Here is a 16925-nt window from a genome sequence, read left to right as displayed (position 1 = left end):
GATCGCGTTCGGGATGCCGTTCGATTTGCGTGGCCGGCCGATTCCCGGCCGCCGGCAGGGCACCGCATCGGCCGAATGCAGGCGCACCGCGTCGACCCATGACGACAGGTTCCTGCTTGCCTTGCCGTCACCCGGTGTCTGCGGCCGATATGGACAGGCGGCGACGTCGAATGGCGGTTGAGATCGAATCGCGTGCGGTGCACAATCCGGAAACAGAATGACATCGCGCAAACGGGCCGTCTCGCTTCACGTATTCCGGCGCATGATGACGGATGGAACGCCGTGCCGGCGATCGAGCGGCACGGTTGTCCGTCATCGTGCGCTGCGCGGATATCACGTCGAATTCGCGGTTCCCGTTAATCGTCAATCCAGGCCGGGTCCCGATCGGCACGAGTTGAACAAGATGAATGCACCTGACCTCAATCTCTTGATTGTTCTGGATGCCTTGCTGTCCGAGAACAGCGTCGCGCGGGCCGCGGAGACGCTCGGCCTCAGCCCGTCGGCATTGAGCCGGTCCCTGGCCCGCCTGAGGGCCACGACGGGTGATCCGCTGCTCGTCAGGGCCGGACGCGATCTGGTGCCGACGCCTCATGCGCTTGAACTGCGGGTCCAGGTTCGCGCGCTCGTGGAAGGGGCGCAGGCTGTCCTTTGTCCGTGCAAGAACGCGGACCTCGGCGGGCTCGAGCGCACGTTTACGATCCGTGCCAACGAAGGGTTCGTCGATACGTTCGCGGCCGAACTGCTCGCGCTGGTGATGGAAACCGCGCCGAACGTTCGGCTGCGCTTCGCGCCGAAGCCGGACAAGAGTGTCGAGGCGTTGCGCATGGGGGCCGTCGATCTCGAAATCGGCGTGGTGGGCCATACGGGCCCCGAATTGCGTGTGCAGGCGTTGTTTCGCGACCGCTTCATCGGCGTCGTTCGGGCCGGTCACCCGCTTGCGCGGGAGGAGGTCACGCCGCAGCGATATGCATCGTTCGGCCATATCAGCGTGTCGCGGCGGGGGCAGCTCAGCGGCCCCATCGACAACGTGCTTGATACGCTGGGGCTGCAGCGAACCGTCGCGGCGATCGTGTCCGGTTTTCCCGCCGCATTGTCCCTGGCGCGCGACTCGGATTTGATCGCCAATGTTCCGGAGCGGCAGACCGCGAAATCGCGGGGGGGAATGTTCAGCTTCCCGTTGCCGGTGCTGACTGCCACGTTGACGGTTTCGCAGATATGGCATCCGCGCTTCGATAACGACCCCGCGCATCGCTGGCTGCGCAGTTGCCTGCGACGTGTCTGCGCGACCCAGGCGTCGTCGTTGTACGATGTCGGCGCACCTGAACCATGACGGTGCACACGTCACGTTCGCGCGCGTCAACTGCATGAATACATTGAGCCTGACGCATCTTCCGCGCGGGATTGCAACTCGGTATGCTCAACCTTGTCCGATTGCTGCGTCCGGCGTAATTAATCCGTATTGCATTGTTTCGCTCAATGCACCTTGATTCGTGATTGTTGCCTGATCGTTGCTGATAATGATCCCGAGGTACGCGAGCGGCACATGGCCGATTCGCGTGCATTACTGACTTAATAAATAAAGAAACAGGCTGGCGCTTTGGCGCCAAGCACTGTCGTTTGCGCTTTCGAGGGCTGAACAGGATGATTCACGCTTCGCAGGATGGGCGTGCGCCGAGTCGGCCAGCATGGTTAATTGTTCTGGAGATTAGAATGACTCGGTTGGCATTGAACATGACACCCCCCACTGCGGTCGCGTTGAGCACGAGAGAGTGTGAAGTATTGAAATGGGCAGCCGAAGGGAAGACTGCCTATGAGATAGGCATGATTCTCGGATTGACCGAACGTACGATCAATTTTCACATTTCACGTTCCATTGCCAAGCTGGACGCTTCGAACAAGACAAACGCGGTCGTGAAAGCCGTGCTGATGGGCCTGATCGTATTCGTTTAGAAAGGACCCGGGGCGCCCGCCCCGGGAAGCCGTTTGTCAGATCGCGCCCTGGAACGCCAGCACGCGCGCCTTGAACTCTTCGGGAACCGGCATCGTCGCATTGCTCGCATAGTCGAACATCACGTGCGTCGACTGCGCGCGGGCAACGATCGCGTCGTCGCCGGCCGCGCCGTTGTCCCGCATCATCAGGTGCTCGAGTTCGAAGCTCTTCGAGCCGAAACGGGTAATGCTGCTGCGCACCGTGATCGTATCCCCGTACTGCGCGGGCTTCAGGTACTCGCACGACGTCTTGACCATGATGTGCGGCAACTTCTCCGAATACGGCAGCTCCAGCAGGTCGTGCATGAACGTCAGATACGCGTGCTGAAGGTAATCGTAATAAACCGGGCTGCTGACATGCCCGAGTCCGTCCGTCTCCCGGTATTTAACTGTAATTTCAGTTTCATAATGATTTTTCGTCATGTGTATCTCCATGTGAGAGTGCGAGGTGCAATGGCGCATGTCCTCGCGATGAAAATAAATTGAATCGGATGGTTTTAGATACTGTAAAAAATGGCAGATTGAGGAATTCGATTGGCGACTGAGATAAATGACAGTATCGAATCGAATTTGATAAAGCTTTAATTGACCCCCGTGAGTTTCGTATTGTCGAATCGAAATCGGAGAGTCAAGTGGAACAGCCTCATCTGAAAGGGACGGCGGCGGTCACCGGGGCAATGCAACTGCGCGGCGAGTTGCATGCCGACGCCGCGACCACTCGCGTGGTACGTGGCGCCCAGCGCGCACTCGCCCGCATCCTCGCGGGCAGGGACGATCGCCTCGCGTTGATCGTCGGGCCGTGCTCGATTCACGACACGGACGCCGCGCTCGAATTCGGGCGCCGGCTCGCGCCGCTGCGGGCGCGTTACGCCGATACGCTCGAGGTCGTGATGCGCACGTACTTCGAAAAGCCGCGCACCACGGTCGGCTGGAAGGGGTTGATCAACGACCCGCGGCTCGACGGAAGCTACCGCGTCGACGACGGGCTGCGTCTCGCGCGTCGCCTGCTGCTCGACGTCAACGCACTCGGCATGCCGGTCGCGACCGAGTTTCTCGATCCGCTCACGGCGCCCTACCTCGACGATCTGGTGTCCTGGGGTGCGATCGGCGCACGCACGACCGAGTCGCAGATTCACCGGCAGATCGCATCCGGCCTCGATGCGCCGATCGGCTTCAAGAACGGCACCGACGGCAACGTGAAGATCGCGATCGACGCGGTTCGCACGTCGCGGGCAGCGCATCACTATCTCCGTCCGCGTGACGAAGGCGGCCTCGAGGTCGCGTCCACGCAGGGCAATCCGAATACGCACATCGTGCTGCGCGGCGGGCGCGTGCCGAACTACGACGACGTCAGCGTGACGGCCGCCTGTGCGGCGCTGCGCGATGCGCAGTTGCCGCCGCACGTCGTGATCGATGCGAGTCACGGCAACAGCGGAAAGCAGACGCGCGCCCAAATCGCCGTCTGCGAGAACGTGGCCGGGCAGCTGCGCGACGGGCAGCGCGCGATTGCCGGCGTGATGGTCGAGTCGTTTCTCGTCGAGGGGCGGCAGGACATCGTGCCCGGCCGGGCACTGACCTACGGGCAGAGCGTGACGGACGCCTGTCTCGGCTGGGAGGACACGGTTGCACTGATCGAGCTGTTCGCCGCCGCGGTCGCGTCGCGGCGGCGGTCCCGAGTCGGCTTTCTGGTACCGGGTGTTCCGGCCGGCACCGTACAAGCCATTTCTTACTGAAAGGAGCTTTCTTGAACTCACCCATCGATATCGCACACGCGCTCGACTGGAAGGGGGACGGCGCAAGCCGGACACCGTTCGAAGCCTATACGAGCGATGCGCTTTACCAGCGCGAACTGGAGCGTTTGTTCTATTCGAAACACTGGTGTTACATCGGCCTCGAGGCGGAAGTGCCGTCTCCCGGCGATTTCCAGCGCACCGAAGTCGGCGAGCGTTCGGTCGTGATGACGCGCACCGAGGACGGCGAGGTGGTCGTGTTCGAGAACGCCTGCGCGCATCGCGGCATGCAGTTCTGTCGTGAACGCGCGGGGAACGCGAAGGATTTCCACTGCCCGTATCACCAGTGGAACTACGACCTGAAGGGCAACCTGGTCGGCGTGCCGTTCCGGCGCGGCGTACGGCAGAGCGGCAAGATCAACGGAGGCATGCCGCCGGATTTCGATCCGAAGAATCACGCGTTGCGGCGGCTGCGCGTGTCGACGCGCGGCGGCGCGGTGTTCGCGTCGTTCGACCAGGACGTCGAGTCGTTCGAGGATTTCCTCGGTCCCGACATCCTGCGCTATTACGACCGCCTGTTCCACGGGCCGAAGCTGACCGTGCTCGGTTATACGCGCCAGCGCGTGCCGAGCAACTGGAAGCTGATGGTGGAGAACATCAAGGACCCCTATCACGCGGGGCTCCTGCACACCTGGTTCGTCAACTTCGGGCTGTGGCGCGCGGACAATCCGGCCCAGTTGGTCACCGACGCGCATCACCGTCACGGCGCGATGATCTCGATCCGCAGCGGCGGGGGCGGCGGCGAGGTCACGCACAACGTGACGAGCTTCAAGGAGCGCATGACGCTGAACGACGACCGTTTCCTCGACGTCGTGCACGAGCCGTGGTGGGGCGAGCCGACCGTCGTGATGCTGACGTTGATGCCGAGCGTGATCATCCAGCAGCAGGTGAATGCGCTGTCGACCCGGCGCATCCGCCCGGTCAGCCCCGGCGTGTTCGATTACGTCTGGACGCACTTCGGATTCGAGACGGACGACGAGGACATGACGCGCCGGCGGCTGCGCCAGGCCAACCTGTTCGGGCCGGCCGGCTTCGTTTCGGCGGACGACGGCGAAGTGATCGAGTGCGTGCAGCAGAGCTTCGAGCAGATCCAGCACGGCAACGTATACAACGAGCTCGGCGGCCGCGAAGTCGACGAGCGCACCGACCACATGGTCAGCGAAACGCTCGTGCGCGGCATGTACCAGTACTGGCGCCACGTGATGGAGGCATGAATGACGATTTCATCCGCATTGGCCGACGCACGGCCCGCGACGCGCGGCACCGGAACGGTTGCGGCGACCTTCGCCGATTTCTACGGGCTCGTGGACCTGAACGCGCGCTACGCGTCCGCACTGGATCGCGGCGACTGGGACGCGTGGCCGGAATTCTTCGAGGAGGACTGCACGTATCAGCTGTTGCCGCGCGAGAACCATGAACGCGACTTTCCGCTTGCGCTGCTCGCGTTCGAGAGCAAGGGGATGCTGAAGGATCGCGTGTACGGCATCAAGGAGACGCTGTTCTACGACCCGTACTACCAGCGCCACCTGATCGGCACGCCGCTCATCACGTATCTCGACGAATCGGTCATCGAGGCCGAGACGAACTACGCGGTGCTGCGTACCAAGAGCGAGCAGATGAGCGACGTGTACAACACCGGTCGTTATCTCGACCGGATACGCCGCACGCCGCACGGGCTGCGTTTCGAGTCGCGCATCTGCGTGTACGACAGCGAGATGGTGCCGAATTCGATCATCTATCCGATCTGAGGAGGCAGCGTGACGACGGAATGGACCTATGCGGTCGATACGGCCGCGGTACGCGAGGAGGGGCTGACGGGCGTGATCGTCGGCGGGCGCGACATTGCGCTGTTCGCGGTCGACGACGAGATCTTCGCGACCGACAACCAGTGCACGCACGGCGAGGCGCGCCTGAGCGACGGGTTTCTGCTCGACGACGAAATCGAGTGCCCGCTGCATCAGGGGCGCTTCAGCGTGCGTACCGGTGCCGCGCTGTGCGCGCCGGTCACGGCTTGCGTGAAGACGTTCCCGGTGAAGATCGAGGCGGGCCGGGTGTTCGTGCGATTCGATACCGAAGTCGCGCATGACGAAGCGGATGCATCAACGGGAGAGCGGACATGAGTGCCTATGTGGTGGTGGATGTCGACGTATACGACGAAGTGCGATTCGCCGAATACCGGAAGCTCGGTGTGCCGACGATCGCCGCGCACGGCGGCCGCGTGCTCGCACGCAGCGACGACGTGGTCGTGCTTGAAGGCGAATGGACGCCGCGGCGCCTGGTCGTGCTGGAGTTCGACGATCTCGACGCGGCGCGCCGCTGGCACGGCTCCGACGAATATCAGCGCGCGAGGCAGCTGCGGCTCGATGCGGCCGACACGCACAGCATCGCGCTCGGGAGCCTGTGACACCGGGGCCGCGCTCGGCCGCGGCCCGCGAGACCAAGTGGGGGGAAGACATGACGGCATATATCGTGTTTGACATCGACGTTCACGACGCACGCGGTTATGAGGAGTACCGCGAGATCGGCGCGCCGACCGTCGCTGAATTCGGCGGGCGTTTCCTGGTGCGCGGCGGCGAGGCGTCAACGCTCGAAGGCGCGTGGTCGCCTCGGCGCGTCGTGGTGCTCGAATTCGATTCGATCGACCGCGCAAAGGCGTGGTACGAGTCCGACGGCTATCGGCGCGCACGGGATATTCGCGAACGCACCGCACGCACGATCGGCATCATCGTACAGGGCGCGGCACCGGCGGCAACCGTGGGAGAGCAGGGATGACCGGGACGACTTCGGCGGCGCGCATCGCGATCGTGGGCGCGGGTATCGGCGGGTGCGCGCTCGGCGCGATGCTGCAACGGATCGGCCATGACGTGCGCCTGTTCGAGCAGGCACCGGCGTTTGCCCGGGTGGGCGCCGGCATTCACCTGAGCCCGAATCTGATGCGGGTGATGCGGCTGCTCGGCGTGCATCGCCAGGCCCTGTGGGCGGGCCAGGAACCCGATGCGTTCGCCAACCGCCAGGCGGCCGACGGTGAGCTGCTGTATCGGCTGCCGCTCGGCGAACACGCGATCGGCCGCTTCGGCGCGACGTTCGTGACGCTCAAGCGCGGCGACCTGCATGCCGCGCTGTTGGGGGCGGTGGCGCCCGGGACGATCGCGTGGGGCAAGCGTCTCGCCGGCCTCGACCCGGCGGGCGACGCGATCAGGCTGACGTTCGAGGACGGTTCGAGCGAAACGGCCGATCTGGTGATCGGGGCAGACGGCCTGCGCTCGCGCGTGCGCGAGGCGCTGCGCGGTTTCGAGGCGCCGGAATTCTCCGGGCAGGTCGCGTTTCGCGGGGCGTATCCGCGTGCGCTGCTGGGCGAACTCGCGGTCGAGGATCTGACCAAGTGGTGGGGCGACCGGAAATTCGTGCTGTCGTACTGGCTCGATCGCGCGCGCCGCGAATTCTATTTCGCCGCGATGACACCGCAGGCCGAGTGGCCCACGCAGGCTTCGTCGATGCCCGGCGACGTCGACGAGATGCAGGCGATCTTCGCGGATTTTCATCCGGCCGTGCGTCACATGCTGGCACGCGCGCCACGCGAGTCGGTCATGAAGTGGGCGTTGTTCGAACGTTCGCCGCAGTTCGAGTTCGGCAACGAGCGCGTCGTGCTGATCGGCGACGCCTGTCATCCGATGCGCCCGTTCATGTCGCAGGGCGCGGCCATGGCGCTCGAGGACGCGACGATCCTGCTGCGTGCGCTCATCGGCTCGTCGAACGCGGCGAGTGCGTTCTCGACCTATGCGCAGTGCCGGGTCGCGCGACTCGGCGAAGTGCATCGCGTGTCCGCCGCGAATACCTTCATGCACGGCCCGACCGAGCCGGACTGGGTGTTCGGCTACGATGCGCTGACCGCGCACGCGTCGCCCGCGCTGCCGCCGTTACCTGTCGAGCTGGACTGGCTGGTCGGCGCGTCGCCGCTCGCCGCGCGCATGCAGGCCGCGGCGACGCGTGCGGTACCGTCGCATCGGTCGCCGCCGGTGCCGCACGCGCAGGCACCGTATTAGACCGGTGCCGGGTTGCGCTCGAAGCCGCGCTGGTGCCAGTACGGGTAGGGCAGTTGCGTCGTACTGGCGGCATCGAGCCGCTTCACCTGGTCGGGTGTCAAGGCCCAGCTGGCCGCCTGCGCGTTCTCGCGCAGTTGCGTGGCGTTTCGGGCGCCGATAATCACGTTCGCGACGGTCGGCCGCCGCAGCAACCAGTTGAGTGCGACCTGCGCGACCGACTTGCCGGTTTCGGTGGCGATCTCGTCGAGCGCATCGACGACGTGGTGCAGCAGGGCATCCGTGACGGGCGGGCCCTCGTTGGCGGTCTTGTGCAGCCGGCTCGTCTCCGGCAACGGTCGGCCCCGTCCGATCAGGCCGGTCAGCCGCCCCCATCCGAGCGGGCTCCAGACGATCGCGGACACCTGCTGGTCGAGCGCGAGCGGCATCAGCTCCGTTTCGTAGTCGCGGCCGATCAGCGAATAGTAGACCTGGTGCACGGCATGCCGCGTGAGCCCGTCGCGATCGGCGGCCGCGAGCGACTTCATCAGGTGCCAGCCGGAGAAGTTCGAGCAGCCGATCACGCGGATCTTGCCGGCGCGCACGAAATCGTCGAGCGTGCGCAGGGTTTCCTCGACGCGTGTCTGGGCATCGAATCCATGCAACTGGTACACGTCGATGTAGTCGGTGCCGAGCCGCTTGAGGCTGCCGTGAATGGCATTGGCGAGATGATGGCGCGACGACCCGACGTCATTCGGGCCCTCGCCGAGCCGGAACGTGCCTTTCGTCGACACGATCACGCGATCGCGTCGGCCGGCGATCGCCTGGCCGAGCAGCTCTTCGGCGAGTCCGTCGGAATAGACGTCCGCGCTGTCGAACATCGAGATGCCGGCGTCGAGCGCGATGTCGACGAGCTCGCGCGCGCCGGCGGCGTCCGTGCTGCCCCATTCCCTGAAGAATGCGTTGCCGCCGCCGAACGTCGCGGTGCCGAGACTCAGAACGGGGACCTTGAAGCCGGTTCCGCCGAGGGTTCGGTATTCCATGATCGGTACTCCTTGTAGAAGCGTGAAGGACTGCAGGATGGCGCCGCGCGGGCGCCGCGAGGGTGTCGGATACGGGCGGCGGACGGCAGGGCATGCGCCCGCCGTCCGCCGGGGTTCACGGGGGCGACCGGTCGGTGTGCATCAGCCACGCTGTCAGCAGGACGCCGGCGAATGCGGCACACGCGCCGACGGCGAAGGCGGACGGGTAGTCGGTACGCGCGACGACCCAGCCCGCGAGCGGGCCGGTGCACGCATAGGCGACGTCCTGGAACGCCGTGAAGCCGCCGAGGGCGGTGCCGCGTGCCTGCGCCGGCACGTGCCGGAGGGTGGCGACACCGAGCGCGGGAAAGACCAGCGAACAGCCGAGGCCGGACACGGTCGCGCCGACGAGCGCGACGCCGGAAACCGGCGCTGCCCACAGGAGAAGCTGGCCGATCGCCTCGACCGCGAGCGCGGCGAGCGCGACCGGATAGCCGCCGAACCGGTCGGGCAGATGACCGAACAGGACGCGGACGAGGACGAAGGCGCCGCCGAAGCAACTGAGCGCGAGGCCCGCGCCTTCCCATCCGCGCGCCTGGAACAGCAGCGTCACGAACGCGCCGATCGCCGCGAAACCGACGCCCTGCAGCGCGAGGCTGCATCCGGGCCGCGCGATGATTCGCAGCACGCGGGACAGCGGCACCCGCAGGCCCGGCTGCGGCGCGACGGCGGGCAGCGAAGCGACGAGCGCGAGTGCGATGCAGGGCAGGACGATCGTGGCGCCGGCCACGGCCGCTAGCCCGCCGGCGCGCGCGAGCGCCATCCCGCATGGCGCGCCGAGCGCGATCGCGCCGTAGAGGGCCATGCCCGTCCACGAGAGCACGCGGCCCGAGCGGGTCGCGCCGAGCGTGCCGATGCCCCACGCGAGCGCTCCGGTGACGAGCTGGCTTTCGCCGAGCCCGGACAGCAGCCGCGCGGCAACCAGCAGCGCGAGGCGTGCGCCGGGGCCGGCCGGCGCCGTGGCGCTCGCGACGTAGACGCCGCCCGCGACGACGCACGACACGAGCCCCGCGCACATCGTGCGCTTCGCGCCACGATGATCGGCGCGGCGGCCCGCGACGCTGCGCGTGAGCACGGTGGCGAGGAATTGTGCGCCGACCGCCGTGCCGACGACGAGCGTGCCGAAGCCGAGCGTGTCGTGCACGTACAGCGGCACGACGGGCAGCAGGAGGCCGAAGGTCAGCGCGCCGAGAAAGACGCCGAAACAGATGAGCCGGGCCGTGCGCGCCGGGGCGATGTCGGGTGCGACGACGTTTTGGAGGTCGGGGGCGTTCATAGGAAGGGGCCGGTTGATCGGCGTCACGGACGCCGGTAGCGGATGGACCAGACGGTCAGCAGGGTCGCGCCGAACAGCAGCAGGCAACCGAACGAGAAATCGTTGAGCGCGAGCATGTGGGCTTGCACGTCGATCGAGCGGCTGACCGACGCGAGCGCGCCGGCCGGCGACATGCCCGCATGTTCGAGCCGGGCGAGCCAGTCGCCGGCGGCCGGATCGAACGGCGTGATGCGATCGACGAGGTATGTGTTGTGAACGCGCGAGCGCCGTTCGAAATAGGTCGGCGCGACGGAGGTGGCGACGCTGGTGCCGATCCGGCGCAGCGCATTCTGCACGCCCGACGCCGCCGGCAGCCTTTCGCGCGGCAACCCGGCGATCGACAGCGACACGAGCGGGGTGATGAAAAACGCGGTGGCCGCGCCCATCAGCAGCGAGTTGGCCGCGATGTCGCCGAGCGTCACGTCGGTATTGAAGCCCATGCGCCAGAACGACGCCGCGCCCCAGCCGACCAGCGCCACGGTCGCGAGGTGGCGCGGGTCGGTGCGCCCCTGGATGCGCCCGATCAACGGCGCGATCACGATGCCCGCGATGCCGAGCGGCGCGGTGGCGATGCCGGCCCAGGTTGCCGTGTAGCCCTGCTCGGTCTGCAACCAGAGCGGCACCAGCACGAGCGCGCCGTAATAGACGCCGAAGCCGACCGTCACCGCGATCGTTCCCGCGGTGAAGCCGCGATCCGCGAACAGCCGCAGGTCGACGATCGGATGCGCGTCGGTCAGCTCCCAGAGGACCAGCGCGACGAACGACACGACGCAGAGCACGGCGAGCGCGCGGATCTCGACCGCCGCGAACCAGTCGAGGTTCTGGCCGCGGTCGAGCATCAGCTGCAGCGAGCCGAATGCGGCGGCGAGCAGCAGCAGGCCGACGAAATCGACGGGAAGGTGGCGGGTCGGGTTGTCGCGCCGGCCGAGAAAGCGGGTCAGCACGAGCAGGACCAGCGCCCCGGTCGGCACGTTGACGTAGAAGATGTAGGGCCACGAGAGGTTGTCGGTGATCCAGCCGCCGGCGATCGGGCCGAGCACGGGCGCGACGAACGTGGTGGTCTGCCAGACCGACAGCGCGACGTTGCGGCGCGCGGCCGGAAACACGGCCAGCAGCAGCGCCTGCGAGAGCGCGGTGATCGGCCCGGAGGCCGCGCCCTGCAGCGCGCGGAACAGCAGCAGCGATTCGAAATTCGGTGCGAGGCCGCACAGGATCGAGGTCAGGACGAACAGCACGACCGAGACCCGGAACAGCCGCACCTGGCCGAAGCGCTGCGCGAGCCAGCCGGTCAGCGGCAGCGTGATCGCGAGCGGCGTCGCGAACGACGTCAGCATCCAGGTGCCCATGTCGGGCGCGACGCCGAGATCGCCGGCGATGGTCGGTACCGCGACGTTGGCGATCGTCAGGTCGAGCGTCTGCATGAAGTTGGCGACGCTGATCGCGATCGCGACGAGCACGAGAGCCGGGCCCTGCAGCGGCTCCAGCGGCAGTTTCGGCGCCGCACCCCGAGCGACGGGCGCCATGCTCAGGCTCCCGGCGCGCGGCGCACGGCAACGCCGTCGTTCGCGCGGATCGTGTCGTTGACGAGGGCGTCGCCGGACGATGCATCGTCATCGAAGATCGACGTCGCGTCGATCGGGCGCCGGGCGGCGGCCGGCGCGGGGCGCACGGAGGCCGATGCGGTGCCGGGCGCGTTGTCGCCGAGCACGACCGATGCGTTCATCGACAGGCCGATGCGCAGCGGGTGCGCGCGCAATTCGCCGGGATCGAGCGCGACCCGCACGGGTACGCGCTGCACGACCTTGATCCAGTTGCCGGTCGCATTCTGCGCGGGCACCGACGCGAATGCCGAACCCGTGCCCGCCTCGACGCCTTCGATGCGGCCGTGGAACACGACGTCGGAGCCATACAGGTCCGAGCGAAGCTCGACGGCCTGCCCGGCGTGCATGCCGCGCAGCTGCGATTCCTTGAAGTTGGCCTCGACCCACACATGGTCGAGCGGCACGAGCGCCATGGCCGGCGCGCCGGGCGTGACGTGTTGCCCGACCTGCACGACACGGCGTGTCACGAGCCCCGCCAGCGGCGCGCGGATTTCGGTGCGGCGCAGTGCGAGCGCCGCACTGCGCACCCGCGCGGCCGCGGCGCGCACCAGCGGGTTCGAGTCGATCGACGTGCCGTCGACGCGCGCACGCGATGCGTCGTACGCGGCCTGCTGCGCGTCCAGCGCGGCGGACGCACTGGTCATCGCGTCGCGCGCATGGCGGATGTCCTCGCGCGATACGCCGCCGTCCTGCGCGAGGCCGAGCCGTCGCTGCAGGTCGTCGGAGGCCTTCGACAGCTCGGCCTTGCGCTGGAGGATCTGGGCCGCCTCGCGCGCCGTGTCGGCATGCGCGGTGCGGTACTCGCGCACCGCATGGGCGAGCTGTGCAACGGCGTCGTCGAGCGCGAGCTTCGCATCGGTCGGATCGACGCGGAACAGCGGATCGCCGGCATGTACCCATTCGGCGTTCTGCACCATGATCGTGTCGACCGTGCCCGCCACCTGCGGCGATACCTGCACGACATCGCCCGTCACGTAGGCGTCGTCGGTCGTCTCGGTGCCGCGCGACGTGACCCACCAGTAGCCGCCGGCCAGCGCGGCCAGGGCGAGCGCGATGAAGAACCAGCGGAAATAGCGGCGCCGCGTGGTGCGCAGCGCCTGTTCGGCGGGCGGGGGCGACGCCGCGCCCGCGGCGGCCGGCGCGGCGGCCGGCGGGGTGTCGGTGCGATTCATTGTTGGGCTCCGGGGTTCGTTGCGCCACCGAGCGCGGCGATCAGCCGGACGTGCTCGACGGCAAGTGAGGTATCGGCGCGAGCGACCGACCGGCGGTCTTCAAGCAGCCGGGTTTCGGCCAGCAGCACGTCCAGGTAGCCGGAAATGCCTTTCTGGTAGCGCCGCGTCTCGATGTCGTAGGTCTGCTGCGCGCGTGCCAGCGCATCGCGATTCAGATCGCGCTGCCTGGCCAGCGCGTCGAGCTGCACGAGCGAGTCGCTGACCTGGGCGAGCGCGTTGACGACGGTGTCGTCGTAGTCGGCGACGGCGGCGTTGTACGCGTCGGTCTGCGCGCGCAGGCCGGCTCGCAGCCTGCCGCCTTCGAAGATTGGCAGCGTGATCGCGGGGCCGGCGCCGAACGTGCCGCTGCTGCCGTGAAGCAGCGCGCGAAAGCCGAAACTCTGCACGCCGGCGAACGCCATCAGGTTGATGTCCGGATAGAACGCCGCGCGGGCCGCGTCGATGTCGGCCGACGCGGCCTCGACGCGATAGCGGGCGGCCAGGATGTCGGGCCGGCGCCCGACGAGCGCGGCCGGGAGCGTCGCGGGCAACGGCGCGACGGCATGCAGCACGCGCGGTGACGGCGTGAGCGTGTCCGCATAACCGGGCCCGCGCCCGACGAGCGCCGCGAGCCGGTGGCGCAGCAGCGCGACGGCCGCGCGCTGCCGCTCGACATCGGCCTGCGCGAGCGGCAGCGGCTCGCCGGCACGCGCGACCGCGACCGGCATGTCGAGTCCCGCCGCTTCACGCTGGCGGGTGAGGCGCAGCAGGTAATCGTGCTGACGCAGCGTATCGTTCGCGATGTCGAGCAGTTGCAGCTCGAGCGCGAGCTGCAGGTATGTTTCGACGAGCGCAGCCTGCAACGACACGGTTGCCGCGCGCTCGAGCGACTGCTGCTCGCCGGCGCGCAGGGTCGCGGCGCGGGTCAGCGCGCGCAGGCGCCCGGCAACGTCGAGATCGAACGACGCATTCAGCAGCGCCTGGGCGTTGACCTGCCAGTGGCCTGCGGCGGGGGGCGGGGTGGTGTAGCTGCGCGGCAGCCGCGTCGGCGTCGCGCTGACCGCTGCGCCGAGCAGCGGCAGGGAATCCGCCGCGCTGACGTCGGCTTGCGCGAGCGCCTCGTCGACCCGGGCGCGCTGGGCCTTCAGCGACGGCGCGCCCGCGAGCGCGTCGGCCAGCACGCGGTCGAGCTGCGGATCGCCGAAGGTGCGCCACCATTGCGCGTCCACGTCGGCCTGACCCTTGGCCGCGTGAAGCGCGAGGCCCGGGTCGAGCTGTTCGACCGGGGTGATCTTCTGCAGGGCCGGCTGCTGGCCGAACGGGGCACAACCGGCCATGACGGCCGCCGTCACGGCTGCCGTAGCGATCGGACCCCATCTTCGAGTCGAGACAAGAAACTTGGACATGATCGGTTTCCACGAGTCCGGTTGACGAATTCAGACTATCTAAAAATATATCTTTAGATATTCTCAAACAAGGAGCAACTGTCAGAAATGGCAGTGGGGAGCGCCCGTGACGGGGCGGGAAGGGAACCGGGAGCGGGGAAGCCGCGCGCATGGGCGCGACCGTCAGGCGGACGCGGATTCGGCGAGGGCCGCCGCGACGATTTCGTCGATCGACGCGCCGCGCGTGTCGAGCAGGCGATGCGCGCAGGCCCGATACAGCGGATCGCGCGTCCGCTGCAACTCGGCCAGCACGGCGCGCGGATCGGGCACGTCAAGGAGCGGGCGCGCGGGATCGCGCCCGGTGCGCCGGTACAGCGCGTCGATGTCGCTGACCAGGTAGATCACGTGGCAGCGTGCCTTGAGGCGCGCGCGCGTGTCGTCGCGCAGCACCGCGCCGCCGCCGGTGGCGAGGATCAGCGTGTCGCGTTGCGACAGCGCATCGATGACGCCGGCTTCGCGGGCGCGGAACGTCGGCAGCGGAAACAGCGTGGCAAGCGGGGCGCCGAAGCGCTGCTCCATCTCCCGGTCGGAATCCGCGAACGGGCGGTCGAGTGCCGCCGCAAGCGCCGCGCCGATCGTCGTCTTGCCCGCACCGGGCATGCCGATCAACGCGATGCGCGGATGGTGCGCTGCCGTCACAGCCGGCTCCGCAGCGAATGCGTCCGGCGCGTCGCCGCCGTGATACGGCGCAGGCGCACCGTATTGGCGAGGCGGTCCAGGACGCCGGTCATTCTTGCGGGCGATACGGGCGCGGCACCGGGTTGCGCGAGCAGATCGCCCAGCGCGATGCCCCCGACCTGCACGTCGTTCGCAAGCAGCGCGTCGGTCAGCATGGCGACGCTCGTATCGATGCCGGCCCACGCATGGCCGAAATCGGCGAGCACGCGGCGCGAGGTCGCGGGTGCCGCGAGGCAGTCGCGCCAGGGCACGAGTACGCCGCCGACGGGCGCCGCGCCACGCGCGGTTTCCAGCAGCCGCCAGCCGTGCGCGGTGGCGCCGTTCCGCGTGCACCAGCGGCCATAGGCCGTCGCGGAGGTATCGACGACCAACGCCGTCGGCAGCCGCAGTCTGCCGAGCCGGCGAAGCAGCGCGGCCCGCGCGTCGTCGTCGACGTCCGGCGTGGCCACGCGCTGCACATGCGTCAGCAATTCCAGTTCGTCCTCGTAGTCCGCGCGCAATGCACGCAACCATGCGCCGGTGTCGCGACGCAGCGACGGCGGCACGACCCCGAGCAGGACCAGCAGGCGATCGTCGTGGCCGTCGCAGATGGCCCGCACCCGGCGCGCGACGGCGGTATCGGCGGACGCGGCACTCATGTCGCGCTCGGCTCGGCAACGGCGCCGGCATCGACGAACGGCGCGCGCGGGTAGGAACCGAGGATTCGCAGGTCGGCGGCGATCGTCCTGATGTCGCCGAGGGCGGCACGGACATGCGCGTCGTCCTGGTGGCCGTCGATGTCGACGAAGAAGCGGTACGCCCATCCGGCGGCGCGGCCGGGACGCGCGTCGAGCCACAGCACCGAGATCCGGTGCCGCGCCAATGCATCGAACACGCCTGCGAGCGCGCCGATCGTATCGTCGAGCTGCAGCAGAAGACTGGTGCGGTCGTGGCCTGTCGGCTCTGCCGGCGGCCCGCCGAGGACGAGAAAGCGCGTGCGATTGCCGGGTTCGTCCTGGATCGCGTTCGCCACGATACGCAGTCCGTACTGGTCGGCCGCCCGTTCGCCGGCGATCGCCGCGCAATCCGTCATGCTCGCTGCTTCGCGGGCGGCCGCGGCGTTGCTCGCGACAGGCACGCGGCGCAATTGCGGCGCATGCGCATCGAGCCACGCGCGGCACTGCGCCAGCGCCTGCTGATGGCCGAGCACGCAGTCGACGCCTTCAAGCGTGCCGGATGCGCTCAGCAGGCAGTGCGCGACCGGCAGCACGATCTCGCCGACCACTGGAGCGGTCGCGTCGGCCAGCAGGTCGATCGCGCGCGTGACGGTGCCTTCGGTCGAATTCTCGATCGGCACCACCGCATGGTCGACGTTCGCGGCCGCCAGTGCGGCGAATGTCGCTTCGAGCGTGTCGCACGCATGTGGACGGATCGGGGCGCCGAAGTAGCGTTGCATCGCGGTCTCGGTAAAGGTGCCGGGCGGGCCGAGGAACGCGACCGACGGCACCCGCTGCAACTCGCGGCTGACGCGGAACAGCGTGTGCCAGATCGCCGCGACGTGACGCGCCTGCAGCAGCCCGTGCGGCCGGGCGCACAGCCCCGCGACGATTTCCGTTTCCCGGGCCGGCTGGCGGATCGTCCGGCCGTCGAGCGCCTTGAACTGGCCGATCGCGGCGGCGTGCTGCATCCTGCGCGCGATCAGCGCGAGCAGTTCCTGGTCGATTGCATCGATCTGCGCGCGTTGCAGCGCGACCGGATCGAGAGCGGGCAAGTCGGTGGCGGTGAGGGTCATGACGGTACCGTGGAGGTAGCGAAA

General features: G+C 68.1%; 18 protein-coding genes. 9 read left to right on the top strand and 9 right to left on the bottom strand.

Annotation, left to right across the window (positions count from 1 at the left end; genetic code table 11):
• Nucleotides 1–403 precede the first annotated feature (403 nt).
• Complete coding sequence (locus ACTJLD_RS32595) at nucleotides 404–1330, top strand: LysR family transcriptional regulator (RefSeq protein ID WP_034196250.1); 927 nt, start codon at nucleotides 404–406, stop codon at nucleotides 1328–1330.
• Nucleotides 1331–1710: 380 nt separating this feature from the next.
• Nucleotides 1711–1950 carry a LuxR C-terminal-related transcriptional regulator gene (locus ACTJLD_RS32590; protein WP_225723211.1) on the top strand — a complete coding sequence of 80 codons (240 nt, stop codon included), beginning with the start codon at nucleotides 1711–1713 and terminating at the stop codon, nucleotides 1948–1950.
• 36 nt (nucleotides 1951–1986) lie between these two features.
• Here the strand turns inward: ACTJLD_RS32590 and ACTJLD_RS32585 are convergent, their stop codons facing one another.
• Complete coding sequence (locus ACTJLD_RS32585; protein ID WP_021157713.1) at nucleotides 1987–2412, bottom strand: acyl-CoA thioesterase; 426 nt, start codon at nucleotides 2410–2412, stop codon at nucleotides 1987–1989.
• A 209-nt stretch (nucleotides 2413–2621) separates the two neighbouring features.
• On the opposite strand from ACTJLD_RS32585, the gene ACTJLD_RS32580 reads away from it, so the two are divergent.
• From ACTJLD_RS32580 to ACTJLD_RS32550, 7 genes are all read left to right on the top strand, one after another.
• Complete coding sequence (locus tag ACTJLD_RS32580; RefSeq protein WP_440660713.1) at nucleotides 2622–3722, top strand: 3-deoxy-7-phosphoheptulonate synthase; 1101 nt, start codon at nucleotides 2622–2624, stop codon at nucleotides 3720–3722.
• A gap of 11 nt (nucleotides 3723–3733) precedes the next feature.
• Nucleotides 3734–4993 (top strand): Rieske 2Fe-2S domain-containing protein, encoded by a 1260-nt coding sequence (locus ACTJLD_RS32575; RefSeq protein WP_027792272.1) that lies wholly within the window; start codon nucleotides 3734–3736, stop codon nucleotides 4991–4993.
• Nucleotides 4994–5527, top strand: coding sequence for an aromatic-ring-hydroxylating dioxygenase subunit beta (locus ACTJLD_RS32570; RefSeq protein ID WP_027792273.1), 534 nt, complete (start codon nucleotides 4994–4996; stop codon nucleotides 5525–5527).
• Nucleotides 5528–5536: 9 nt separating this feature from the next.
• A complete protein-coding gene (locus tag ACTJLD_RS32565; protein ID WP_059696880.1) occupies nucleotides 5537–5899 on the top strand; it encodes a non-heme iron oxygenase ferredoxin subunit in 363 nt (120 codons plus the stop codon).
• Nucleotides 5896–6183, top strand: coding sequence for a DUF1330 domain-containing protein (locus ACTJLD_RS32560; RefSeq protein ID WP_027792275.1), 288 nt, complete (start codon nucleotides 5896–5898; stop codon nucleotides 6181–6183). The genes ACTJLD_RS32565 and ACTJLD_RS32560 overlap by 4 nt, the downstream gene beginning before the upstream one ends.
• Nucleotides 6184–6248: 65 nt before the next feature.
• Nucleotides 6249–6551, top strand: a complete 303-nt coding sequence (locus ACTJLD_RS32555; protein ID WP_440660710.1) for a DUF1330 domain-containing protein — start codon at nucleotides 6249–6251, stop codon at nucleotides 6549–6551.
• Entirely contained in the window at nucleotides 6548–7822 is a 1275-nt protein-coding gene (locus tag ACTJLD_RS32550) for an FAD-dependent monooxygenase (RefSeq protein WP_124545301.1), read from the top strand. The genes ACTJLD_RS32555 and ACTJLD_RS32550 overlap by 4 nt, the downstream gene beginning before the upstream one ends.
• Here ACTJLD_RS32550 and ACTJLD_RS32545 read toward each other — a convergent pair.
• From ACTJLD_RS32545 to pheA, 8 genes are all read right to left on the bottom strand, one after another.
• A complete protein-coding gene (locus ACTJLD_RS32545) occupies nucleotides 7819–8841 on the bottom strand; it encodes an aldo/keto reductase (RefSeq protein WP_440660709.1) in 1023 nt (340 codons plus the stop codon). The two genes, ACTJLD_RS32550 and ACTJLD_RS32545, sit on opposite strands and share 4 nt — an antisense overlap.
• A gap of 115 nt (nucleotides 8842–8956) precedes the next feature.
• On the bottom strand, nucleotides 8957–10156 hold the full coding sequence (locus ACTJLD_RS32540) for an arabinose transporter (protein WP_034196204.1): 1200 nt from the start codon (nucleotides 10154–10156) through the stop codon (nucleotides 8957–8959).
• A gap of 23 nt (nucleotides 10157–10179) precedes the next feature.
• A complete protein-coding gene (locus tag ACTJLD_RS32535; protein WP_059696871.1) occupies nucleotides 10180–11718 on the bottom strand; it encodes a DHA2 family efflux MFS transporter permease subunit in 1539 nt (512 codons plus the stop codon).
• Between the two features lie 2 nt (nucleotides 11719–11720).
• Complete coding sequence (locus tag ACTJLD_RS32530; protein WP_027792281.1) at nucleotides 11721–12968, bottom strand: HlyD family secretion protein; 1248 nt, start codon at nucleotides 12966–12968, stop codon at nucleotides 11721–11723.
• Nucleotides 12965–14413: an efflux transporter outer membrane subunit gene (locus tag ACTJLD_RS32525; RefSeq protein WP_063807560.1), complete on the bottom strand. Its 1449-nt coding sequence runs from the start codon at nucleotides 14411–14413 to the stop codon at nucleotides 12965–12967. Before ACTJLD_RS32525 ends, ACTJLD_RS32530 begins: the two co-directional genes overlap by 4 nt.
• Before the next feature lie 162 nt (nucleotides 14414–14575).
• Nucleotides 14576–15091, bottom strand: a complete 516-nt coding sequence (locus ACTJLD_RS32520; RefSeq protein ID WP_440660706.1) for a shikimate kinase — start codon at nucleotides 15089–15091, stop codon at nucleotides 14576–14578.
• Nucleotides 15088–15768 (bottom strand): hypothetical protein, encoded by a 681-nt coding sequence (locus ACTJLD_RS32515; RefSeq protein WP_027792284.1) that lies wholly within the window; start codon nucleotides 15766–15768, stop codon nucleotides 15088–15090. The genes ACTJLD_RS32520 and ACTJLD_RS32515 overlap by 4 nt, the downstream gene beginning before the upstream one ends.
• The gene (gene pheA, locus ACTJLD_RS32510) at nucleotides 15765–16901 is read right to left on the bottom strand and encodes a prephenate dehydratase (protein ID WP_124533557.1); all 1137 of its coding nucleotides are present in this window, start codon (nucleotides 16899–16901) and stop codon (nucleotides 15765–15767) included. Before pheA ends, ACTJLD_RS32515 begins: the two co-directional genes overlap by 4 nt.
• Nucleotides 16902–16925: the final 24 nt, after the last annotated feature.

It is taken from the genome of Burkholderia sp. 22088, from assembly GCF_052045915.1.
In the GTDB taxonomy this organism is placed as follows: Bacteria; Pseudomonadota; Gammaproteobacteria; order Burkholderiales; family Burkholderiaceae; genus Burkholderia; species Burkholderia cepacia.
This window is presented reverse-complemented; position numbering and strand designations above follow the sequence as displayed.

Bases quoted from the DNA above. Each gene is read 5' to 3' on its own strand.
- ACTJLD_RS32560 (WP_027792275.1), top strand. From the start codon at position 5,896: ATGAGTGCCTATGTGGTGGTGGATGTCGACGTATACGACGAAGTGCGA.
- ACTJLD_RS32535 (WP_059696871.1), bottom strand. From the start codon at position 11,718: ATGGCGCCCGTCGCTCGGGGTGCGGCGCCGAAACTGCCGCTGGAGCCG.
- ACTJLD_RS32525 (WP_063807560.1), bottom strand. From the start codon at position 14,413: ATGTCCAAGTTTCTTGTCTCGACTCGAAGATGGGGTCCGATCGCTACG.
- pheA (WP_124533557.1), bottom strand. From the start codon at position 16,901: ATGACCCTCACCGCCACCGACTTGCCCGCTCTCGATCCGGTCGCGCTG.
- ACTJLD_RS32595 (WP_034196250.1), top strand. From the start codon at position 404: ATGAATGCACCTGACCTCAATCTCTTGATTGTTCTGGATGCCTTGCTG.
- ACTJLD_RS32530 (WP_027792281.1), bottom strand. From the start codon at position 12,968: ATGAATCGCACCGACACCCCGCCGGCCGCCGCGCCGGCCGCCGCGGGC.
- ACTJLD_RS32550 (WP_124545301.1), top strand. From the start codon at position 6,548: ATGACCGGGACGACTTCGGCGGCGCGCATCGCGATCGTGGGCGCGGGT.
- ACTJLD_RS32515 (WP_027792284.1), bottom strand. From the start codon at position 15,768: ATGAGTGCCGCGTCCGCCGATACCGCCGTCGCGCGCCGGGTGCGGGCC.
- ACTJLD_RS32590 (WP_225723211.1), top strand. From the start codon at position 1,711: ATGACTCGGTTGGCATTGAACATGACACCCCCCACTGCGGTCGCGTTG.
- ACTJLD_RS32585 (WP_021157713.1), bottom strand. From the start codon at position 2,412: ATGACGAAAAATCATTATGAAACTGAAATTACAGTTAAATACCGGGAG.
- ACTJLD_RS32570 (WP_027792273.1), top strand. From the start codon at position 4,994: ATGACGATTTCATCCGCATTGGCCGACGCACGGCCCGCGACGCGCGGC.
- ACTJLD_RS32540 (WP_034196204.1), bottom strand. From the start codon at position 10,156: ATGAACGCCCCCGACCTCCAAAACGTCGTCGCACCCGACATCGCCCCG.
- ACTJLD_RS32545 (WP_440660709.1), bottom strand. From the start codon at position 8,841: ATGGAATACCGAACCCTCGGCGGAACCGGCTTCAAGGTCCCCGTTCTG.